The sequence below is a fragment of the Morganella sp. HMSC11D09 genome (assembly GCF_001807955.1).
Taxonomy (GTDB): domain Bacteria; phylum Pseudomonadota; class Gammaproteobacteria; order Enterobacterales; family Enterobacteriaceae; genus Morganella; species Morganella morganii.
In genome coordinates this window covers 163,767-181,655 of the sequence record NZ_KV791711.1, presented here as the reverse complement: position 1 = coordinate 181,655, position 17,889 = coordinate 163,767, and the positions used below count along the sequence as shown (strand labels likewise).

At 51.1% G+C, this 17,889-nt stretch carries 16 protein-coding genes; 5 read left to right on the top strand and 11 right to left on the bottom strand.

The features are described from left to right. Positions 1-18: 18 nt before the first annotated feature. From HMPREF3119_RS16385 to HMPREF3119_RS16360, 5 genes are all read right to left on the bottom strand, one after another. The gene (locus tag HMPREF3119_RS16385) at positions 19-1,386 is read right to left on the bottom strand and encodes an L-serine ammonia-lyase (protein WP_015422567.1); all 1,368 of its coding nucleotides are present in this window, start codon (positions 1,384-1,386) and stop codon (positions 19-21) included. A gap of 129 nt (positions 1,387-1,515) precedes the next feature. After that, complete coding sequence (locus HMPREF3119_RS16380) at positions 1,516-2,835, bottom strand: HAAAP family serine/threonine permease (RefSeq protein WP_015422568.1); 1,320 nt, start codon at positions 2,833-2,835, stop codon at positions 1,516-1,518. Positions 2,836-3,785: 950 nt separating this feature from the next. After that, the gene (locus HMPREF3119_RS16370) at positions 3,786-5,105 is read right to left on the bottom strand and encodes an HAAAP family serine/threonine permease (protein WP_070580324.1); all 1,320 of its coding nucleotides are present in this window, start codon (positions 5,103-5,105) and stop codon (positions 3,786-3,788) included. A gap of 801 nt (positions 5,106-5,906) precedes the next feature. Continuing rightward, positions 5,907-6,515, bottom strand: coding sequence for an undecaprenyl-diphosphate phosphatase (gene ybjG, locus HMPREF3119_RS16365; protein ID WP_004241735.1), 609 nt, complete (start codon positions 6,513-6,515; stop codon positions 5,907-5,909). Positions 6,516-6,906: 391 nt separating this feature from the next. After that, positions 6,907-7,170, bottom strand: a complete 264-nt coding sequence (locus HMPREF3119_RS16360) for a GrxA family glutaredoxin (RefSeq protein ID WP_004235784.1) — start codon at positions 7,168-7,170, stop codon at positions 6,907-6,909. Positions 7,171-7,343: 173 nt separating this feature from the next. Here HMPREF3119_RS16360 and HMPREF3119_RS16355 point away from each other — a divergent pair, with 173 nt between their 5' ends. The 3 genes from HMPREF3119_RS16355 (at position 7,344) to rlmC (ending at position 9,409) form a co-directional block, all read left to right on the top strand. After that, positions 7,344-7,655, top strand: coding sequence for a YbjC family protein (locus tag HMPREF3119_RS16355; RefSeq protein ID WP_046024373.1), 312 nt, complete (start codon positions 7,344-7,346; stop codon positions 7,653-7,655). 105 nt (positions 7,656-7,760) lie between these two features. Next, complete coding sequence (locus HMPREF3119_RS16350) at positions 7,761-8,249, top strand: type III secretion system chaperone family protein (RefSeq protein WP_004235786.1); 489 nt, start codon at positions 7,761-7,763, stop codon at positions 8,247-8,249. Between the two features lie 35 nt (positions 8,250-8,284). Beyond that, positions 8,285-9,409, top strand: coding sequence for a 23S rRNA (uracil(747)-C(5))-methyltransferase RlmC (gene rlmC, locus HMPREF3119_RS16345; RefSeq protein WP_004235787.1), 1,125 nt, complete (start codon positions 8,285-8,287; stop codon positions 9,407-9,409). A 63-nt stretch (positions 9,410-9,472) separates the two neighbouring features. Here rlmC and artM read toward each other — a convergent pair whose 3' ends face one another. From artM to HMPREF3119_RS16315, 6 genes are all read right to left on the bottom strand, one after another. Further along, a complete protein-coding gene (gene artM, locus HMPREF3119_RS16340; protein WP_032098908.1) occupies positions 9,473-10,141 on the bottom strand; it encodes an arginine ABC transporter permease ArtM in 669 nt (222 codons plus the stop codon). 2 nt (positions 10,142-10,143) lie between these two features. After that, entirely contained in the window at positions 10,144-10,848 is a 705-nt protein-coding gene (gene artQ, locus HMPREF3119_RS16335; protein WP_070580322.1) for an arginine ABC transporter permease ArtQ, read from the bottom strand. A gap of 15 nt (positions 10,849-10,863) precedes the next feature. Then, entirely contained in the window at positions 10,864-11,598 is a 735-nt protein-coding gene (gene artJ, locus HMPREF3119_RS16330) for an arginine ABC transporter substrate-binding protein (RefSeq protein ID WP_004235790.1), read from the bottom strand. A 39-nt stretch (positions 11,599-11,637) separates the two neighbouring features. After that, positions 11,638-12,366, bottom strand: a complete 729-nt coding sequence (gene artP / locus HMPREF3119_RS16325; RefSeq protein ID WP_024474069.1) for an arginine ABC transporter ATP-binding protein ArtP — start codon at positions 12,364-12,366, stop codon at positions 11,638-11,640. 118 nt (positions 12,367-12,484) lie between these two features. Next, on the bottom strand, positions 12,485-13,933 hold the full coding sequence (locus HMPREF3119_RS16320; RefSeq protein ID WP_070580320.1) for a DUF2867 domain-containing protein: 1,449 nt from the start codon (positions 13,931-13,933) through the stop codon (positions 12,485-12,487). A 13-nt stretch (positions 13,934-13,946) separates the two neighbouring features. Beyond that, positions 13,947-14,846, bottom strand: a complete 900-nt coding sequence (locus tag HMPREF3119_RS16315) for a LysO family transporter (protein WP_004241746.1) — start codon at positions 14,844-14,846, stop codon at positions 13,947-13,949. Between the two features lie 236 nt (positions 14,847-15,082). Here HMPREF3119_RS16315 and HMPREF3119_RS16310 point away from each other — a divergent pair, with 236 nt between their 5' ends. Beyond that, complete coding sequence (locus tag HMPREF3119_RS16310) at positions 15,083-16,765, top strand: ATP-dependent nuclease (RefSeq protein WP_004241747.1); 1,683 nt, start codon at positions 15,083-15,085, stop codon at positions 16,763-16,765. Positions 16,766-16,779: 14 nt separating this feature from the next. Continuing rightward, entirely contained in the window at positions 16,780-17,889 is a 1,110-nt protein-coding gene (gene macA, locus HMPREF3119_RS16305; protein ID WP_036417013.1) for a macrolide transporter subunit MacA, read from the top strand.

The following is a 17,889-nucleotide window of genomic DNA, read 5'->3' as shown; positions in this document are numbered from 1 at the left end:
TCCGGGGATCGGGGTTAATCAGTCACACGGGATCACTTTGATTGCCAGGCCGCCCTGTGAGGTTTCGCGGTATTTGGCGTTCATATCTTTACCGGTTTCATACATGGTTTCGATAACTTTATCGAGACAAACGCGCGGTTCGCTGACACGGCGCAGCGCCATACGGGCGGCGTTGACAGACTGAACAGCGGCAATGGCGTTACGCTCGATGCACGGTACCTGTACCTGCCCGGCGACCGGGTCACAGGTCAGACCGAGGTTGTGTTCCATCGCGATTTCCGCCGCGATAAAGACCTGCATCGGGCTGCCGCCCAGCAGTTCGGTCAGGCCGGCCGCAGCCATGGAACAGGCAACACCGACTTCACCCTGACAACCCACTTCCGCACCGGAAATAGAGGCGTTCATTTTGTACAGTGAACCGATCACGCTGGATACCAGGAAATAGCGGGTATAGGCGTTTTCATTCACCGGACGGATGAATTTATCGTAATACGACAGTACTGCCGGGATGATCCCGCAGGCACCGTTGGTTGGTGCGGTAACAACACGGCCGCCGGCGGCGTTTTCTTCGTTAACGGCGAGGGCAAACATGTTGATCCAGTCAACAACCTGCATCGGGTCAGTGGAGGTGTTATCACTGGTAACCAGCTGACGGCGCAGTGCAGCGGCACGGCGTGGTACACGCAGCGGCCCCGGCAGCAGACCTTCGGTGTTCACACCACGCTCGATACCGGCTTTCATCACGTCCCAGACTGCCGCCAGGTGAGCAGAAAGCTCTTCCTTGCTGTGTAGCGCCAGTTCATTCTGCATAACCAGTGCTGACAGAGACAGCCCGGTTTCATTGCAGTGTTTCTGCAGATCAGCTGCATACTGGTACGGATAAGGCACTTTGGTTTCGCTGTCCGCAGCCTGGCCAAAATGCTCTTCATCGACGATAAAACCACCGCCGACGGAGTAATAGGTTTTCTTGTACAGTAATTCATCACCGGCGAATGCGCTGATGGACATGCCGTTTTCATGCAGCGGCAGGTTTTCTTTATGGAAGTTCATCCCGTTATCGCGCGGGAAATCCACTTCATGGCGTTGGTTTGCCAGCAAAAGGCGTTCACGTTCTTCAACATCCCTGATAAAGCCCGGTATCGCGTCAATATCAACAGAATCCGGCAGGTTACCCGCAAGACCCATAATGATAGCGATATCTGTTGCGTGACCTTTCCCTGTCAGAGACAGAGAGCCGTACACATCAACCTGAATGCGGGTGGTTTTTTCCAGCAGTCCGGCCGCGATAAGATCATCAGCGAACTGTTTACCTGCTTTCATCGGACCGACCGTGTGAGAACTCGACGGACCAATACCAATTTTGAAGATGTCAAATACACTGACCATATTGCTCGCCCCCTATGTTAAGGCGTGGATTAATAGTGTCGTGAAGATTCACGAAGCCGTTACTTTTCAGTTCCGGCTGATTATTGTTGTTGCTGTTGCCCGCCGGAGAGGGCAACAGTCATTTATTTATTAACCAAAAAACAGCTGATACAGATTGTAGAACACCGCTGAAATTGCAATGAGACCCATCACAACCACAAACAGATTACTCAGGTGACCGGCATATTTGCGCATCGCAGGTACTTTGCGGATGGCATACATCGGCATGATAAACAGCAGCATAGCGATGATCGGGCCGCCCAGGGTTTCAATCATACCCAGAATGCTCGGGTCTAATGTGGCAACAATCCAGGTGGTTACCAGCATAAACAGTGCAGTCAGTTTATTCAGTTTAGACGGTGCAATGCTTTTGCCCTTGGCGCGTAATGCTTTGTTAACCAGACCGTTAAAGCCTTCACGGGCACCCAGGTAGTGACCCAGGAATGATTTGGTGATAGCAATAAACGCGATGAATGGTGCGATATAGGCAATCATCGGGTTCTGGAAGTGGTTTGCCAGGTAAGACAGAATAGAGATGTTCTGATCTTTTGCTTCCTGCAGGTTCTGCGGGGAGAGGCTCAGCACGCAGCTGAACACAAAGAACATCACAGTCAGTACCATCATAATGTGAGCGTACGCCAGAATGCGGGAGCATTTTTTCTCCGCATTTTCGCCGTACTCTTCACGCTTGGCGACAGCAAAGGCAGAGATAATCGGGGAATGGTTAAAGGAGAACACCATTACCGGAATCGCCAGCCACAGCGTTATCAGCAGACCATGACCGGTGACACTGGCCGTATTGCTGTCGAAAGTGAGGGTTTTGAATACATCAGTGCTCCAGTGCGGGATCAGATACAGCGCCAGCACCATCAGAACCGCCACAAACGGGAATACCAGCACGCTCATGGCTTTGACAATCGCGGCTTCACCGAAGCGGATAATACACATAATTCCGATAATCAGTACCAGTGACAGAATAATGCGCGGCGGCGCCGTCATATGCATCTGGTTAACGATAAAGCTTTCCACGGTGTTGGTGATTGCCACACTGTAGACCAGCAGGATCGGATAGATAGCAAAGAAATAGAGCAGGGTGATAAGGCCGCCGGCTTTGGCGCCGAAATGCTCTTCCACCACTTCAGTAATATCTTCGCCCGGATTTTTACCGGACAGCACGAAGCGGCACATACCGCGGTGTGCGAAAAAGGTCATCGGGAAGGCCAGCACGGCCATGATGATAAGCGGGATCAGCCCGCCGATACCGGCGTTAATCGGCAGAAACAGTACGCCTGCACCGATAGCGGTACCGTACAGTCCGAGCATCCAGACGGTATCGGACTTACGCCATTTGCGATAATCATTGCTGGTGTCAGTCTTGCTGACCACAACCTGCGGTTGTGTTGTATCCATAGAAGTCTCCAAAATGTACAACAATAACAACAATTAAAATTTTGCACGCTGATCTGTGCATTTATTCGTCTCTGAAATAGGGTCTATGTACGTAACCAGATAAAAAATAAGTAAAGCTAAAAAGTCACCGGCAATTGCTTACCGGTAAAAATAATAAACAGCAGCGACCTGATATCTGTAATGGATAAATAAAGGTCTCTGCATTAATTCATATTCAAAAGTACCCGAAATTGATAACTCTCTTTCTGATGGTGAAAATATACTGTTTTTCAGTGGAAAACACCGTGATCACAGTCTCAAATGCTATAAATCACAGTAAAACAGGCTCTGTTGCAAGATTTGATAAAATTGTTAATCCGGGTTTACGGAATGGAGTATGCCGAAACGGCATAGAGGGATTGTGTGCTCTGTAATAATGCGGTTTTTGTCTGTATTTTATTTAATTAAATTAATTTATTCATATATTAATAAATATATCACCCGCACAAACCGCATTATTTAAAAATAGTGGCAAGCCTGATTTTTACAGGATTAAAGACCCTGTTTAAAGTATGGTTTATTTGTGTTATCTGTTGTTTTTAATGTAAAAAATATTTTCTGATTAAGTATGTGACTGTACCGGAAGTATGTTGAAAGGCAGGCAGTATAAAATATGGCTTTATATAATGATCACATTGTCTGTCTCAGATGATTAAAATAATTATTTTAATCACGAATTAAGTCACTTGCGTGATACTGGTGTCATATAAAACAGAAATGTTAAATAAATACCAGAATAATATTCTGTGAACAAAAATAATACTGCCGGCAGTGAAAAATGCGGTTAAAAAAATCGCCGGCGGCAGAAATAAAACAGCGATAAAAAAATACCGGCGTGCAGGCCGGTATCGCGCCGGTACCAACAGAACCCGGCAGGTTGCCCGCCGGAGAGGGCAACAGTCATGTATTTATCAGCCAAAAAACAGCTGATACAGATTGTAAAACACTGCTGAAATGGCAATGAGACCGATCACAACCACAAACAGGTTGCTCAGGTGACCGGCATATTTACGCATCGCAGGGACTTTGCGGATAGCGTACATCGGCATGATAAACAGCAGCATGGCGATGATCGGGCCGCCCAGGGTTTCAATCATGCCCAGGATGCTCGGGTCCAGTGTGGCAACAATCCAGGAGGTCACCAGCATAAACAGTGCAGTCAGTTTATTCAGCTTAGACGGTGCAATGCTTTTACCTTTGGCGCGCAGTGCTTTGTTAACCAGACCATTAAAGCCTTCACGGGCACCCATATAGTGACCCAGGAACGCGTTGGTGATCGCAATAAAGGCGACTAACGGTGCGATATAGGCAATCATCGGATTATGGAAGAAGTTTGCCAGGTAAGACAGAATGGAGATGTTCTGATCTTTTGCTTCCTGCAGATTCTGCGGGGAGAGGCTCAGTACACAACTGAACACAAAGAACATCACTGTCAGTACCATCATAATGTGGGCGCATGCCAGAATGCGGGAGCATTTTTTCTCTGCGTTATCACCATATTCCTGACGTTTTGCGACACTGAATGCTGAAATAATCGGAGAATGGTTGAACGAAAATACCATCACCGGAATCGCCAGCCACAGCGTGACCATCAGACCGCGTCCGGTATCAGCGGCAGAGTGGCTGCTGAAAGAGAGCGTATCAAATATTGCGGTATTCCAGTGCGGGATCAGATACAGCGCCAGCACCATAAGAACGGCCACAAACGGGAATACCAGCACACTCATCGCTTTGACAATCGCGGCTTCACCGAAGCGGATAATACACATAATTCCGATAATCAGTACCAGTGACAGAATAATGCGCGGCGGCGCCGTCATATGCATCTGGTTAACGATAAAGCTTTCCACGGTGTTGGTGATTGCCACACTGTAGACCAGCAGGATCGGATAGATAGCAAAGAAATAGAGCAGGGTGATAAGGCCGCCGGCTTTGGCGCCGAAATGCTCTTCCACCACTTCAGTAATATCTTCACCCGGATTTTTACCGGACAATATAAAGCGGCACATACCACGGTGCGCGAAAAAGGTCATCGGGAAGGCCAGTACCGCCATGATGATAAGCGGAAGCAGCCCGCCGATACCGGCGTTAATCGGCAGAAACAGGATACCGGCCCCGATGGCGGTACCGTACAGTCCGAGCATCCAGACGGTATCGGATTTACGCCATTTGCGGTAATCATTGCCGGTGTCAGTCTTGCTGACCACAGCCTGCGGATGTGTTGTTTCCATAGATGTCTCCAAATTTGCAACAAATAACAACGAAAAATTGCACGGTGAGCTGTGCACAAAATGTGTCTCTGAAGCAGGGTCTATGTACGCAACCGGATAAAAATAAGTAAAACGGGAAAATTACCTGTAATTGCTTACCGGTAAAAATAATAAACAGCAGCGACCTGATATCTGCACCGGGCAAATAAGGTCTCTGCATTAATTCATATTCAAAAGAATCTGAGATTGATAACTATCTTTTTGTAGTGAAAATGTACCGTTTTATAGTGAAAAACGCTGTGATCTGTATCTCAATTGCTATAAATATCATTAAAAGTGGTTATGTTGCAACATTTAATAATGATGTTAATCGGTTTTTGAGGAATGATGTATGCCGAAACGGCATAGGAGAGCAGATATTCTGCAATAATATCGTTTTCGCCTGTTTTTTATTTAAACAAATTTATTTATTCAGATGTGAATTAGTATATGTGCTGCACAATATCGCATTATTACAGAACAGAGATAAAAACGTTTATCACTGGGTGAAAATCATTTCAGGAATATGAATAATTATGTTATTCATTGTTTTTTAACGATAAATTACTGTGCTTTTGAGTTTGTGGTGATTAAGAGAGAATGCGGGGAATCCGATAGTATAAAACAGGGATTATATAATGAGCCCATTGTATATCCCTGATGATTAAAATAATTTTTTTAATCGCGAATTAAGTAGCCTGAGTGATATTGATGAAGAATAAAACAGAAATGTTAAATAAATACCGGCACACGGCCGGTATTGTTTGATTTACCTTTGTATTGTTATCCCTGCACCCAGCCTTTACGGATAGGCATGGCAAAACAGTGCCGGTAGAGCACCTGCAGCCGGTTTTGCAGTGCCGGGCCGAACAGGCTCCAGAGCAGCTCTGTCAGCGCACAGGCAATCAGCACAGTGATAAAGGCACCCAGCATATCCACCGGCCAGTGAACGCCGAGGAAAACCCGCGACCAAACAACAATCAGTGCCGGGATCATCAGCAGCAATCCTGCACGGACATTGCACCAGAACAGGCAGCCCAGTGCAAAGGTAAACACGATAATGCCGTGGTTGCTCGGGAATGAGGCCGTCGGTGCGTGATCAAGGAAACTGTGGCCGAACGGTTCGGCAAACGGACGGGCATGCGGCCAGAGTGTGCCGATAATCCAGGAGGCCGCGAAACCAATCAGCAGAGCAATGGCACTTTTGCAGACAGCGCGGCGCTGGCGGACCATATTCTCCGGTGTTCCCCGCAGCCAGAACCCTGCGGCGACAACCGGAAACAGCAGAACCAGATATTTAGCCGCGAAAGTGGCGGCAATAATCATGGCATGAGACGTTTCCGGCGTGGCATTAATCAGGAGAAAAAGCGAATGATTCAGATTTTCCAGCACAGCAGACTCCTTAAAAAACATACCTGTATATACCCGGTAATAAAATGACGGGTCAGGGTAGCCGTCTTGTGCATCAAGGTAAAGTAAAAATGTCTTGGTTAATCGTGCTATTACGTAACATTGCAGAAAACTGACAAAATCTGAAATAACAACAGGCGGGATAAACAGCAGGCAATAAAAAACCCGATAGTTAAAACCAAATTGGTGACTATCGGGCTTCCTCAATCTTGGGGATATTCAAAGAAAAGCAGTGGCACTTATTCAGACTGCGCCCCGGTAAGAAAGTTCGAAAAAAGATTCAAAAAAATGAAAATAATTTTTTGGTGTTGAAAATCAGCGGGATAGGGAGGAATAAATAAGCCGCTTCCCGGGCGGGAAACGGCTGGATAGCTTAGCTGAACAGACCAAGATTGGCTTTCGCGTAAGCTTCGAAATCAGTGCAGCCACCGATGTGCTTTTCATCGATAAAAATCTGAGGAACCGTTTCAACCGGTTTGCCGACAGTGACAGATAAATCTTCTTTGCTGATGCCTTCAGCGTGAATATCAATATAGCGATAATCGAAGTCATCACGCTCATTTTTCAGTTTTTCTGCGAGTTCTTTCGCACGAACACAATAAGGACAACCCGGACGGCCAAAAATAACGGTATACATGAAAAGCTCCTTCATTCATCAGTAACACCGGAAGTGGTGCTTTAATGGGATAAATTATGCCTGTATCATAACGGATAGAAAAGAATGTTGTGACGATTTGTGCGGTAGTCCGCACCAATGGTTCAGTGACTATCCGCAGTGCGGACATAAAAGGCAGAATCACAGAGGATAAAATGACCAGAAAACAGCCGCGACAAATGCGTTCATTAGGGGATATGCCGCGCCCGGTAATTATCTGTGAGGTCATCGGTGTGATATTACTGGTGCTGGTCTATCTGGCGGTGAATGATTTTATTTCGCTGCCCGGATTTATGAGCAGCAAAAATGCCCTGATGGTGATGGCGTTTGCCGGCCTGGGATGTCTGGTACCGGCGGCAATCAATATTGTCTGGCGGGCCATCAGCGCCATGCCGTCCGTGGGTATTGACAGCAAAAGCGGGGCAGACAAAAAGACCCGGCAGAAGAAAAATGAAAAAAAGCAATAAAACGTTATTCCCCTTCACGTTTTTCAGCTAAGATCCGTCATTGGTCTGCGGGTGACGGTTTTCCCCGCTGTACTTTTGTTTTTCCGGTTAAAAGGTTTCAGGTTCATGATCATTCCCGATCTCACGATATTACGCACATGGCTGGATCAGATGAAACTCTCCTGTTTTGAGTGTGATTCCTGTCAGGCACTGCATCTGCCGCATATGCAAAATGTGGACGGTGTATTTGATGCCAAAATTGATATCCTTGACGATATGCTGGTGTTCTCGGCGCTGGCGGAAGTCCGCCCGACCGCGATTGTCCCGCTGATTGCCAACCTGAGCCAGATCAACGCCAGCTCGCTGCTGGTCAAAACCTTTATGGATATTCAGGATTCCGCCATGCCGAAGCTGGTGGTCTGTTACTCGCTGCCGCTCAGTGCCGGGCTGACATTTGAGCAGTTCTCTCTCTCCCTGCAACTGATGGAAGAGCAGGTCGGTGCAGTGATTTTTGAGCTGTTCAGTAACAATATGCTGTTTGATCCGAATGATGCGGAACCGGAAGATGAAGAAAGCTTCCGCGCTGATTCCGTTCCTTCTCCGGTGATCCACTGATTATCCGTACCACTTTCGATATCCGGGACACCATCATGCATTGCCCTCAGTATTCCGCCGGCCGCTGCCGTTCCTGTCAGTGGCTTGAAAAACCCTATATTCAGCAGATTGATGATAAAGAGCAGGATCTCCGCACGCTGCTCTCGCCGTTTGCCGTTAACAACTGGCTGCCGCCGGTCCGCAGCGCGGAAACCGCGTTCAGAAATAAAGCCAAGATGGTGGTCAGCGGCAGCGTGGAGCGCCCGGTGTTCGGGATCGTGACGGATAACGAACCGGTGGATTTATCGGACTGCCCGCTCTATCCGCCGCATTTTGCCGAGGTGTTTGCCGTACTGAAGCCCTTTATCGCCCGTGCCGGACTCACGCCGTACAATGTGGAACGCCGCCGTGGCGAACTGAAATTCCTGCTTCTGACCGAAAGCCGCGCCAGCGGTAAAATGATGCTGCGCTTTGTGCTGCGCTCAGAGAAAAAAGTGGCGCAATTACAGGCGGCACTGCCGTTTTTGCAGGCGAAACTGCCGCAGTTATCGGTGATTTCCGCTAATATCCAGCCGGTCGCGATGGCGATTCTGGAAGGTGAGCAGGAAATTATCTTTACCCCGGATGAGGTACTGGAAGAGACCTTCAACGGCATTCCGCTCTATATCCGTCCGCACAGCTTCTTCCAGACCAATCCGGCTGTTGCCGCGCAGTTGTATCATACCGCCGGACAGTGGGTGCGTGAGCTGGGGATCACCCGTTTATGGGATCTGTTTTGCGGTGCGGGGGGATTCGGCCTGCACTGTGCGGATAAATCCACACAACTGACCGGGATTGAAATCAGCCCGGAAGCGATAGCCTGCGCCACCCGCTCAGCGGAAAAAATGGGGCTGGAGAATGTCACCTTTCAGGCGCTGGATTCCGCGCAGTTTGCCCTCGGCAAATCCGCCGTACCGGAACTGGTGCTGGTGAACCCGCCGCGCCGGGGGATCGGTAAAGCGCTGTGTGATTATCTTAATACCATGGCACCGGAGACGATTATCTATTCCAGTTGCAATGCACAGAGCCTGGCACAGGACCTGGCGCATCTCACACAGTATCAGCCGCAGCGCGTGCAGCTGTTTGATATGTTCCCGCATACCGCACATTATGAAGTGCTGGTGCTGCTGACCCGGAAATAATCATCAGAGAATAAAAAAAACGGGGCTGCGTGTATACGTCAGCCCCGTTTCTGTATGAGCGGATCAGTTACGGTGTTCGAATGCCAGTGCGCGGCGTTCAATCAGACGCATCGCCAGCGTCAGCAGGCTGTTGACGGCCAGATAAATAATCCCCGCAGCAATAAAGACGTTCAGATCGTAATCCTGACCAAACAGGCGGCGGCTGTAACCCATCACTTCAAGCAGTGAAATTGTCGTGGCCAGTGAGGTACTTTTGAAAATCAGCACCACTTCGTTGGAATAGGACGACAATGCACGTTTAAAGGCATAGGGCAGGATAATCCGCATGGTCTGCTTCTGCGACATTCCCAGCGCCTGACAGGACTGCCACTGACCTTTCGGAATTGCTTTTACCGCACCGTAGAACAGCAGTGTCGAATAAGCCGCACTGTTGAGCGCCAGTGTCACCATGGCACAGAGCCACGGGGAGGACATCAGTTCCCACAGCAGCGGATAGTTTTTCAGCCCTTCAAACTGCGCGGGCCCGAAATAAATCAGGAAAAACTGGACCAGCAGCGGCGTCCCGGTAAACAGGGTGATATACCCTTTGACCAGCGGCGTCAGAACCCGGGGTTTGAGAGAGAGTACCAGTGTAAACAGCACTGACAGCAGAAACGCCGTGATCAGTGCGGTAAAGGTCAGTGACAGACTGACCGGCAGGCCCGGTAAGACGGCAAGAATATAATCAAATATGCTCATTGGCCGCTCCGTTCAAAACGTGTGGTACGCAGTTCGATACGTTTGAGGATGTACTGACTGACCAGCGTGATGACGAGGTAGATAAGCGCCACGATGCTGTACCAGGTGAAAGGTTCTTCAGTACGGCGGGCAATGCTTTGTGTCTGCAGCATCAGTTCGTTAATACCAATCAGATAGACCAGCGCGGTATCTTTCAGCAGAACCAGCCACTGGTTACCCAGCCCCGGCAGGGCATGCCGCCACATCTGCGGCATAACAAAGCGGAGGAAAATGGTGGCGCGGCTCAGACCAAGCGCCTGGCCTGCTTCCCGCTGTCCGTCCGGCACCGCTTTCAGGGCGCCGCGCAGGGTTTGTGACGCATAGGCCGCATAGAGCAGAGACAGGGCGGTGATACCGCTGAAGATCGGCACATAGGGACCGTTGTCGATCTCAAGCGTCAGGGTGAAGAAGCCCAGATTGATACCGTCGCTCAGCTGAATAATCACTTCCTGTGTGCCGTAATAGACAAACAGGACCACCAGCAGCTCAGGTAAACCACGGATAAGCGTAACAAGACAGGTTCCGGCAAAGGCGACAGGTTTCCAGCGCACGGTTTCCCAGAGGGTAAACAGCATCGCGAGCACCAGACCGATCAGAAGTGCAGAAACAGCAAGGCCGACGGTTACCCCGGCGGCGCTTGCTAAAGAGAGAAAATCGTTCATTAATTTTTTATGTTATTACTCAAACCATTTCTTATAGAGGGTATCGTAAGTACCGTCCGCTTTGACCTCACCAAGCGCCTTGTTGAGTTTGTCTTTCAGCTCGCTGTTGCCCTTGCGGACCGCAATAGCCAGGCCGGTGCCGAAATATTCCGGATCGGTGACGCGCTCACCCACGGTTTTCAGATTGTCGTTGCTCTTCAGCCATTCATTGATAACAGCTGTGTCACCGAATACGGCGTCAATACGTCCGCCTTTCAGATCCAGTACCGCGTTCTGGTAGCTTTCATAAGGCACAATTTTCATGTCCTTAAACTGCTCCATCAGGTATTTCTGATGCGTGGTGCCGTTCTGGATACCAATCTGTTTCCCTTTGAGGCTGTCAATGCTATCAAATTTGCCCGCAACTGCAACGAAAACAGCAGAGTTATCATAATAGGTATTGGTGAAATCAACCTGCTTCTGACGCTCAGGTGTGACGTCAATTCCGGCCATCAGCGCGTCAAAACGCTTGTATTTCAGGCTCGGGATCAGGCTGTCAAACGCCTGGTTGGTAAAGGTGCATTCCGCATTGATTTTGGCACACATCGCCTGAGCCAGATCCACATCAAAACCGACGATTTCGTTTTTCTCATTCACGGTTTCAAACGGGGCATAACTCGCTTCTGTCGCGAAACGGATTTTTTCTTTTTCTGCCGCCGCTGCGGAGAAAGCAAACGCGCCGATTAATGCGGCAATAACCAGTTTTTTCATAGCAACATCCTATTTTTAATGTTCAGTGGCAGAAAATAATCAGTGTGACAGATAACCGGCAAATGCCTCTGTCTGCGGCGTGATAAAGCATTGGGCGCCGCCCTGTTCCACGATGCGGCCGTTTTCCATATACACCACCTTGCTGGCGGTTTTACGGGCGATATCCACTTCGTGAGTCACAATCACCTGGGTAATCCCGGTCTGTGACAGCTCTTTAATAATATCGACGACCTGAGAGGTAATCTCCGGGTCCAGTGCCGCTGTCGGCTCATCGAATAACAGTACCTGCGGCTCCATCATCAGGGCACGGGCAATTGCCACACGCTGCTGCTGGCCGCCGGATAAATGCAGCGGGAAACGGTTTGCAAAATCGGTCAGACGCAGACGTGTCAGCAGCTTTTCCGCTTTTGCCTGAGCCGCTTCTCTGGTCAGACCCAGCACCCGGATCGGTGCTTCTGTCAGGTTATCCATGACAGTCAGATGCGGCCACAGGTTATATTGCTGGAACACCATACCGACATTCTGACGCAGGGAACGGATCTCTTTGGCAGATGGCGTGGTGGTAAAATCAAAATGGTGATCCGCAATGGTCAGTTCACCGGAACGCGGCATTTCAAGCAGGTTCAGTGCCCGCAGCAGCGAACTCTTACCGGCGCCGCTCGGCCCGAGCAGTACCATGGTTTCGCCTGCACCACATTCCAGGTTGATATCAAACAGCGCCTGATGCTGTCCGTAAAAGCAATTGATGTTTTTTAATTGAATACTCATGCTGTAATTCTGCATACTCAGTGACGTTGAGTGAATATTAACGCCGTAAGAATAAATATGCAATTATTTCTGCATAAAAAACTACTAAAAAAGCAAACTAATGACTTTTACTGAGTGATTATGTCTTATCAGATGCCGGGATGACGTATGCTGCCGCCCGTTTGACGATGGTTTTCGCCATTCCTTTAAAGATGAATAAATGAGCAGGCATCATGGCGAACCAGTAGAGCAGCCCGCTGAATCCGGCGGGATGCCACCAGGCACGGACATCCAGCGTCCGCTGGTGGCCGTGGTCGCGGATGGTAAAGGTCAGCCGTCCCAGCCCGGGGGCTTTCATGCCGAACAGCAGGGAGAGCTGCTGCCGGGGTTTCACGGTGATCACTTTCCAGCCGTCGATTTTATCCCCGGGTTCGAGGGTATCGCGATCCGGGCGGCCGTAAGTGATTTTATTACCGCACAGGTCATCCAGCCGGGCGCGGACTGACCACAGAATATTGGCGTAAAAATAGCCGTCTTTGCCGCCAATCTGCTGCACAACATGCCACAGGGCATCGGCGGAGGCAGAGGTATTCAGGGTAAAACCGGCCTGTTTGGGATAGAAACCGAAACCCGGCCGCCAGCGGGCGCGGACTTCCGGGTCATAACCCCAGTCTTCATTATCCACGGCATCCGTTTCATCTTTAAGGGTTTTGCGTACGGCATTATCAAAACTGAGCAGCGTCTGCGGGATCAGCGCCTGAAGCGGTTTTCCGTCGCCGGGCAGATCATATTTCAGCCCCATAATCAGCTCTTTGGCGATACCTTCCGGCACCGTGGTGATAAGCCGCAGAAAGTGAACTGAAATCAGCCGCAGCGGGATCGGCAGCGGGATCATCAGCCGTTTTTTACCGCTGATGGTAATAAAGTGGCGGAACATCTCCAGATAGCTGAGGTAATCCGGCCCCGTGGCATCAAAACGGCGGTTTTCGGTTGCAGGGTGAGAGAGCAGGCCGGTCAGGTAATTCAGCAGGTTTTCCAGTGCCACCGGCGAGGATTTTGAACGGGCCCAGCGCGGCGGGGTCAGGATCGGCAGGTTGTACACCATGTCGCGCATGATTTCGAATGCCGCTGAGCCGGGACCGACAATAATGGCAGCGCGGATCTCGGTGACCGGCACGCGGCTGTCCGCGAGAATTTCACCGGTCAGCCTGCGGGCGGCGAGGTGCGGGGAATCGCTGTCTTTGTGCTGCATGGCGCTCAGGTAAATGACTTCCCGCACTGCAGATTTATTCAGTATCTCCTGCACGTTTTCCGCCGCCAGGCGCTCCCGTGCCAATAAATCATCCTCATCCGTCATACTGTGGACGAGGTAATACACCACATCAATGTCCTGAAACAGCGTTTCCAGGGTGGATTTATCATACAGATCCGCATAGCAGCAGCGGGTGTTTTCCCAGCCCTGCGCCTGCATCCACTCCACCCGGCGGGCGGCGGCAGTGACCTGATGACCGGCGGCAATCAGCTGCGGGATAAGATTCTGTCCGACATAACCGCTGGCACCCAGCACTAAAATCCGTTGTTGTGGCATACGTTTTCACTCTTCAGGTAAACAGGGCTATCAGCACCGGGGCAAACAGACTGAGGACAAAGCCGTGCACAATCGCGGCCGGGACAATCGACACACCACCGCTGCGCTGCAATACCGGCAGGGTAAAGTCCATCGTGGTGGCACCGCCGAGGCCGAGTGCTGCGGCGCGGTGGCGGTTGATCAGCAGCGGGATCAGCATAATTGCGGCAATCTCCCGCGCCAGGTCGTTAAAGAAGCCGACACTGCCGAGCACCGGACCGAAAGCGTCGGTCAGCAGAATACCGGACAGCGAATACCAGCCGAAGCCGGAGGAGAGCGCCATCCCGGTTTTGACCGGCAGCCCGGCAATCAGTGCCGCGAGTGCGCCTCCGAGCAGCGAGGTGACCACTACAATCAGCGAGACCAGCATACCGCGGCGGTTGATCAGGATCTGGCGCAGCGTCATGCCGCTGTTGCGCAGCTGGATCCCGACGAGAAACAGCAGGAAAATCAGTGCGTATTCACTGGCGGCGCCGGCAAAGGCGAGAAACGACCAGCCGAATAACCCGGTGGCAAAGCCAACCAGCAGCACACCACACAGTTGCAGGGATTCCAGCACCATATGCAGGCGGGAAGGCGGTTTTTGCTGTTTGTGAGCCGGAACCTGCCACGGGTATTTTTTGCCGTATAAAAACAGTCCGGCGAGGTTACAGCCCAGCACCACCACGGAGAAGGTCAGGGTGTACTGCACAATCACCAGCAGATTCGCCCCGAGGTTTTCCACCAGCGCCAGGCTTATCCCCATCAGAAACAGAATCACATACACCATCGCGCTCAGACCGCGACCGATGATTTTTTTCAGTGCCGTGCTGCTGACCGGGATGAGATAACCCGCAATGAGCGGGGCGAGAATAATTAATAACCCTGAATACATGTGTGTCGTTTCCGTAAAATAATGCCGTCTTTACTTATGTTCGTGTCAGTATCTGATTAAAAAGCAGGCGATTATAGCGGCATCCTCACCATAATTGCTACGTATCCCTCTGTTTTCGTGTTTAGTATAAGTCAAAACCGTTTTTATTTATTACATTGTGATAATACTTTATTGTGATCATTATTGTGACAGTATTGTCATAAAACAGGCGGTATCCGGCAAACAGTGAGGGAACTATGATTCTGGAAAGAGTGGAAATTCTGGGTTTTCGCGGTATTAACCGCCTGTCATTACCTCTGACCGGCAATACGGTACTGATCGGTGAGAACGCCTGGGGGAAATCCAGCCTGCTGGATGCCCTGACGCTGACGCTGTCACCGCAGGCACTGAATGCGAAATTTGTTCTGAGTGATTTTTATCACGCTGCTGACAGTGAAGCCGGACCTGTCCGTCACTTACAGATCGTCCTGACATTCCGTGAAACCCGGCCCGGACGTTCCCGCTCCCGCCGTTTCCGTGAGCTGGCACCGCTGTGGCGCACTAACGGGGATGAATATCTGCGGATCAACTACCGCGTCAGCGCGGATCTGGCGGATGATAACACCATTACCAGTCAGCGCACTTTTCTGGATGAGGCGGGCGAGCCGCTGCTGCCGGCGGAAACTGATAAGTTTATCAGTGAGATTATCCGCCTCTATCCGGTGCTGCGTCTGCGGGATGCCCGCTTTATGCGCGGCCTGAGAAAAAATGTGCCTGATTGTGAGGAAGAGGAATATGATCTCCGCACACAAACGGAGACCTTCAATAACCGGATGGCGGATCTGACCCGAGCCCTGGTAAGCAACCCGCAGACACTCTCCAATGATGATTTGCAGGATGGCCTTGAGGCCATGAAACAGCTGCTCAGCCACTATTTTGCCGAGCAGGGGGAGTACCTGCTCGATCGCCGTAAAGCCAAACGGCTGAATATCGAACCGCGCCAGCGGGCGTGGCAGGCGCTGGAAGGGATTAACCGCGTGGTGGCAGGCCCCAACCAGCGTAATGTGCGGCTGATCATCCTCGGTATGTTTGCCGCACTGCTCCAGTCCAACAGCGGTCTGAAACTCGACCCCTATGCCCGTCCGATCATTATCGTGGAAGACCCAGAAACCCGCCTGCATCCGATCATGTTGTCGGTGGCGTGGGGGCTGCTCAATCTGTTTTCCTTACAGCGCATTACCACCACCAACTCCGGTGAACTGCTTTCACTGGTACCGATTCATGATATCTGCCGCCTGGTGCGGGAATCCACCCGCGTTGCCGCCTACCGGCTGGGGGAAAACCATCTGTCACCGGAAGAGCTGCGGCGTATCTCATTCCACATCCGCTTTAACCGCCCGTCGGCGCTGTTTGCCCGCTGCTGGCTGCTGGTGGAGGGAGAGACGGAAATCTGGCTGATGAACGACCTGGCAAAACAGTGTAATTATTACTTTGAGACCGAAGGGATCAAGGTGATTGAGTTTGCCCAGTGCGGTCTTAAACCTTTGTTAAAGTTTGCCAACAAAATGGGTATAGAATGGCATACGCTGGTTGACGGCGACGAAGCCGGTAAGAAATACGCGGCCACCGCCGCACACTTCTCATCGGGGCTCAATGATGTCGAGCAGGACAGACTGACCCGTCTGCCCGCGCCGGATATGGAGCATTTCTTATATCGCGAGGGGTTCAGCCGCCTGTATCACCAGGTCGCGGATATTCCGGAAAATATAAAAATGCCGGCCCGCCGGGTCATAACCAAAGCGATTCACCGCACCTCAAAACCGGATCTGGCGATTGCGATTGCCAACAATGCGGCCAGCCGGGGTGTGGATTCTATCCCGCTGTTGCTGCGCCGGATGTTTTCCCGCGTGGCATGGCTCGCCAGAGGGCGCGCTAACTGAGGAAAAAGGTGTTAATGAAAGCAGTTTCAAAGAAAAAAATAGTGACCGCCGGCATTCTGATTGTTCTGATCGCCGGCGGTTTCTGGTTCTTCACCCGCGAAGATGCACCGGTCAGCTATATGACAGCGGATGTGCAGCGCGGCACACTCGAAAAAAAAGTGATGGCCACCGGCAAGCTGGATGCACTGCAGAAAGTGGATGTCGGTGCCCAGGTCAACGGGCAGCTGCAGACCCTGAATGTCAAAGAGGGTGATTTTGTTAAGAAGGGCGATTTGCTGGCGGTCATCGACCCGGTCAAAGCACAGAACGTGGTGATTGAGGCCGAGCAGACGGTCAGTGAAATCAAAGCGCGGCTGAAGCAGGCAGAGGCGGAGTATGCCTTTGCACAGGCAACCTATCAGCGGCGGCTGGCACTGGCAAAAACTCAGGTTATCTCAAAGCAGGATGTGGACGAGGCGCGGCGCAATATGGATGTGCAGCGTGCGGCGATTGATACCTATAAAGCGCAGGTGGCACGCAATCAGGCCACACTCGATACCGCCCGCAATGATTTGCAGTACACCAATATCCGTGCGCCGATGGACGGTGTGGTGACGGAGCTGAAAACATTACAGGGCCAGACGGTGATTGCCATGCAGCAGGCGCCGACCATCCTCTCCCTGGCGGATCTCGATACCATGCTGGTGAATGCGGAAGTCTCCGAGGCGGATGTGGTGTATCTGAAACCCGGCCAGAAAGCCACGTTCAGTGTGCTGGGCGCGCCGGATAAAACCTTCAGCGGCGTGATCACCGATATCCTGCCGAAACCGCAGAAAATCAATGACGCCATTTTCTATTATGCCCGTTTTGAAGTGCCGAACCCGCAGCATGTGCTGAAACTGGACATGACTGCCCAGGTCACTATCGCGCTGGAAAACCGCGAAAACGTGCTGAAAATCCCGCTGGCGGCACTGGGTAAAGAGATCTCCCCGACCGAATACGAAGTGCAGGTGCTGGTAAATGGTCAGCCGGAAACCCGTCAGGTGACACTCGGCACCCGTAATGATGTGGAAGCCGAGGTGGTTAAAGGCCTGGCGGAGCATGAGAAAGTGGTGACCGGTATTGATGACGGCACAGCAGGATAA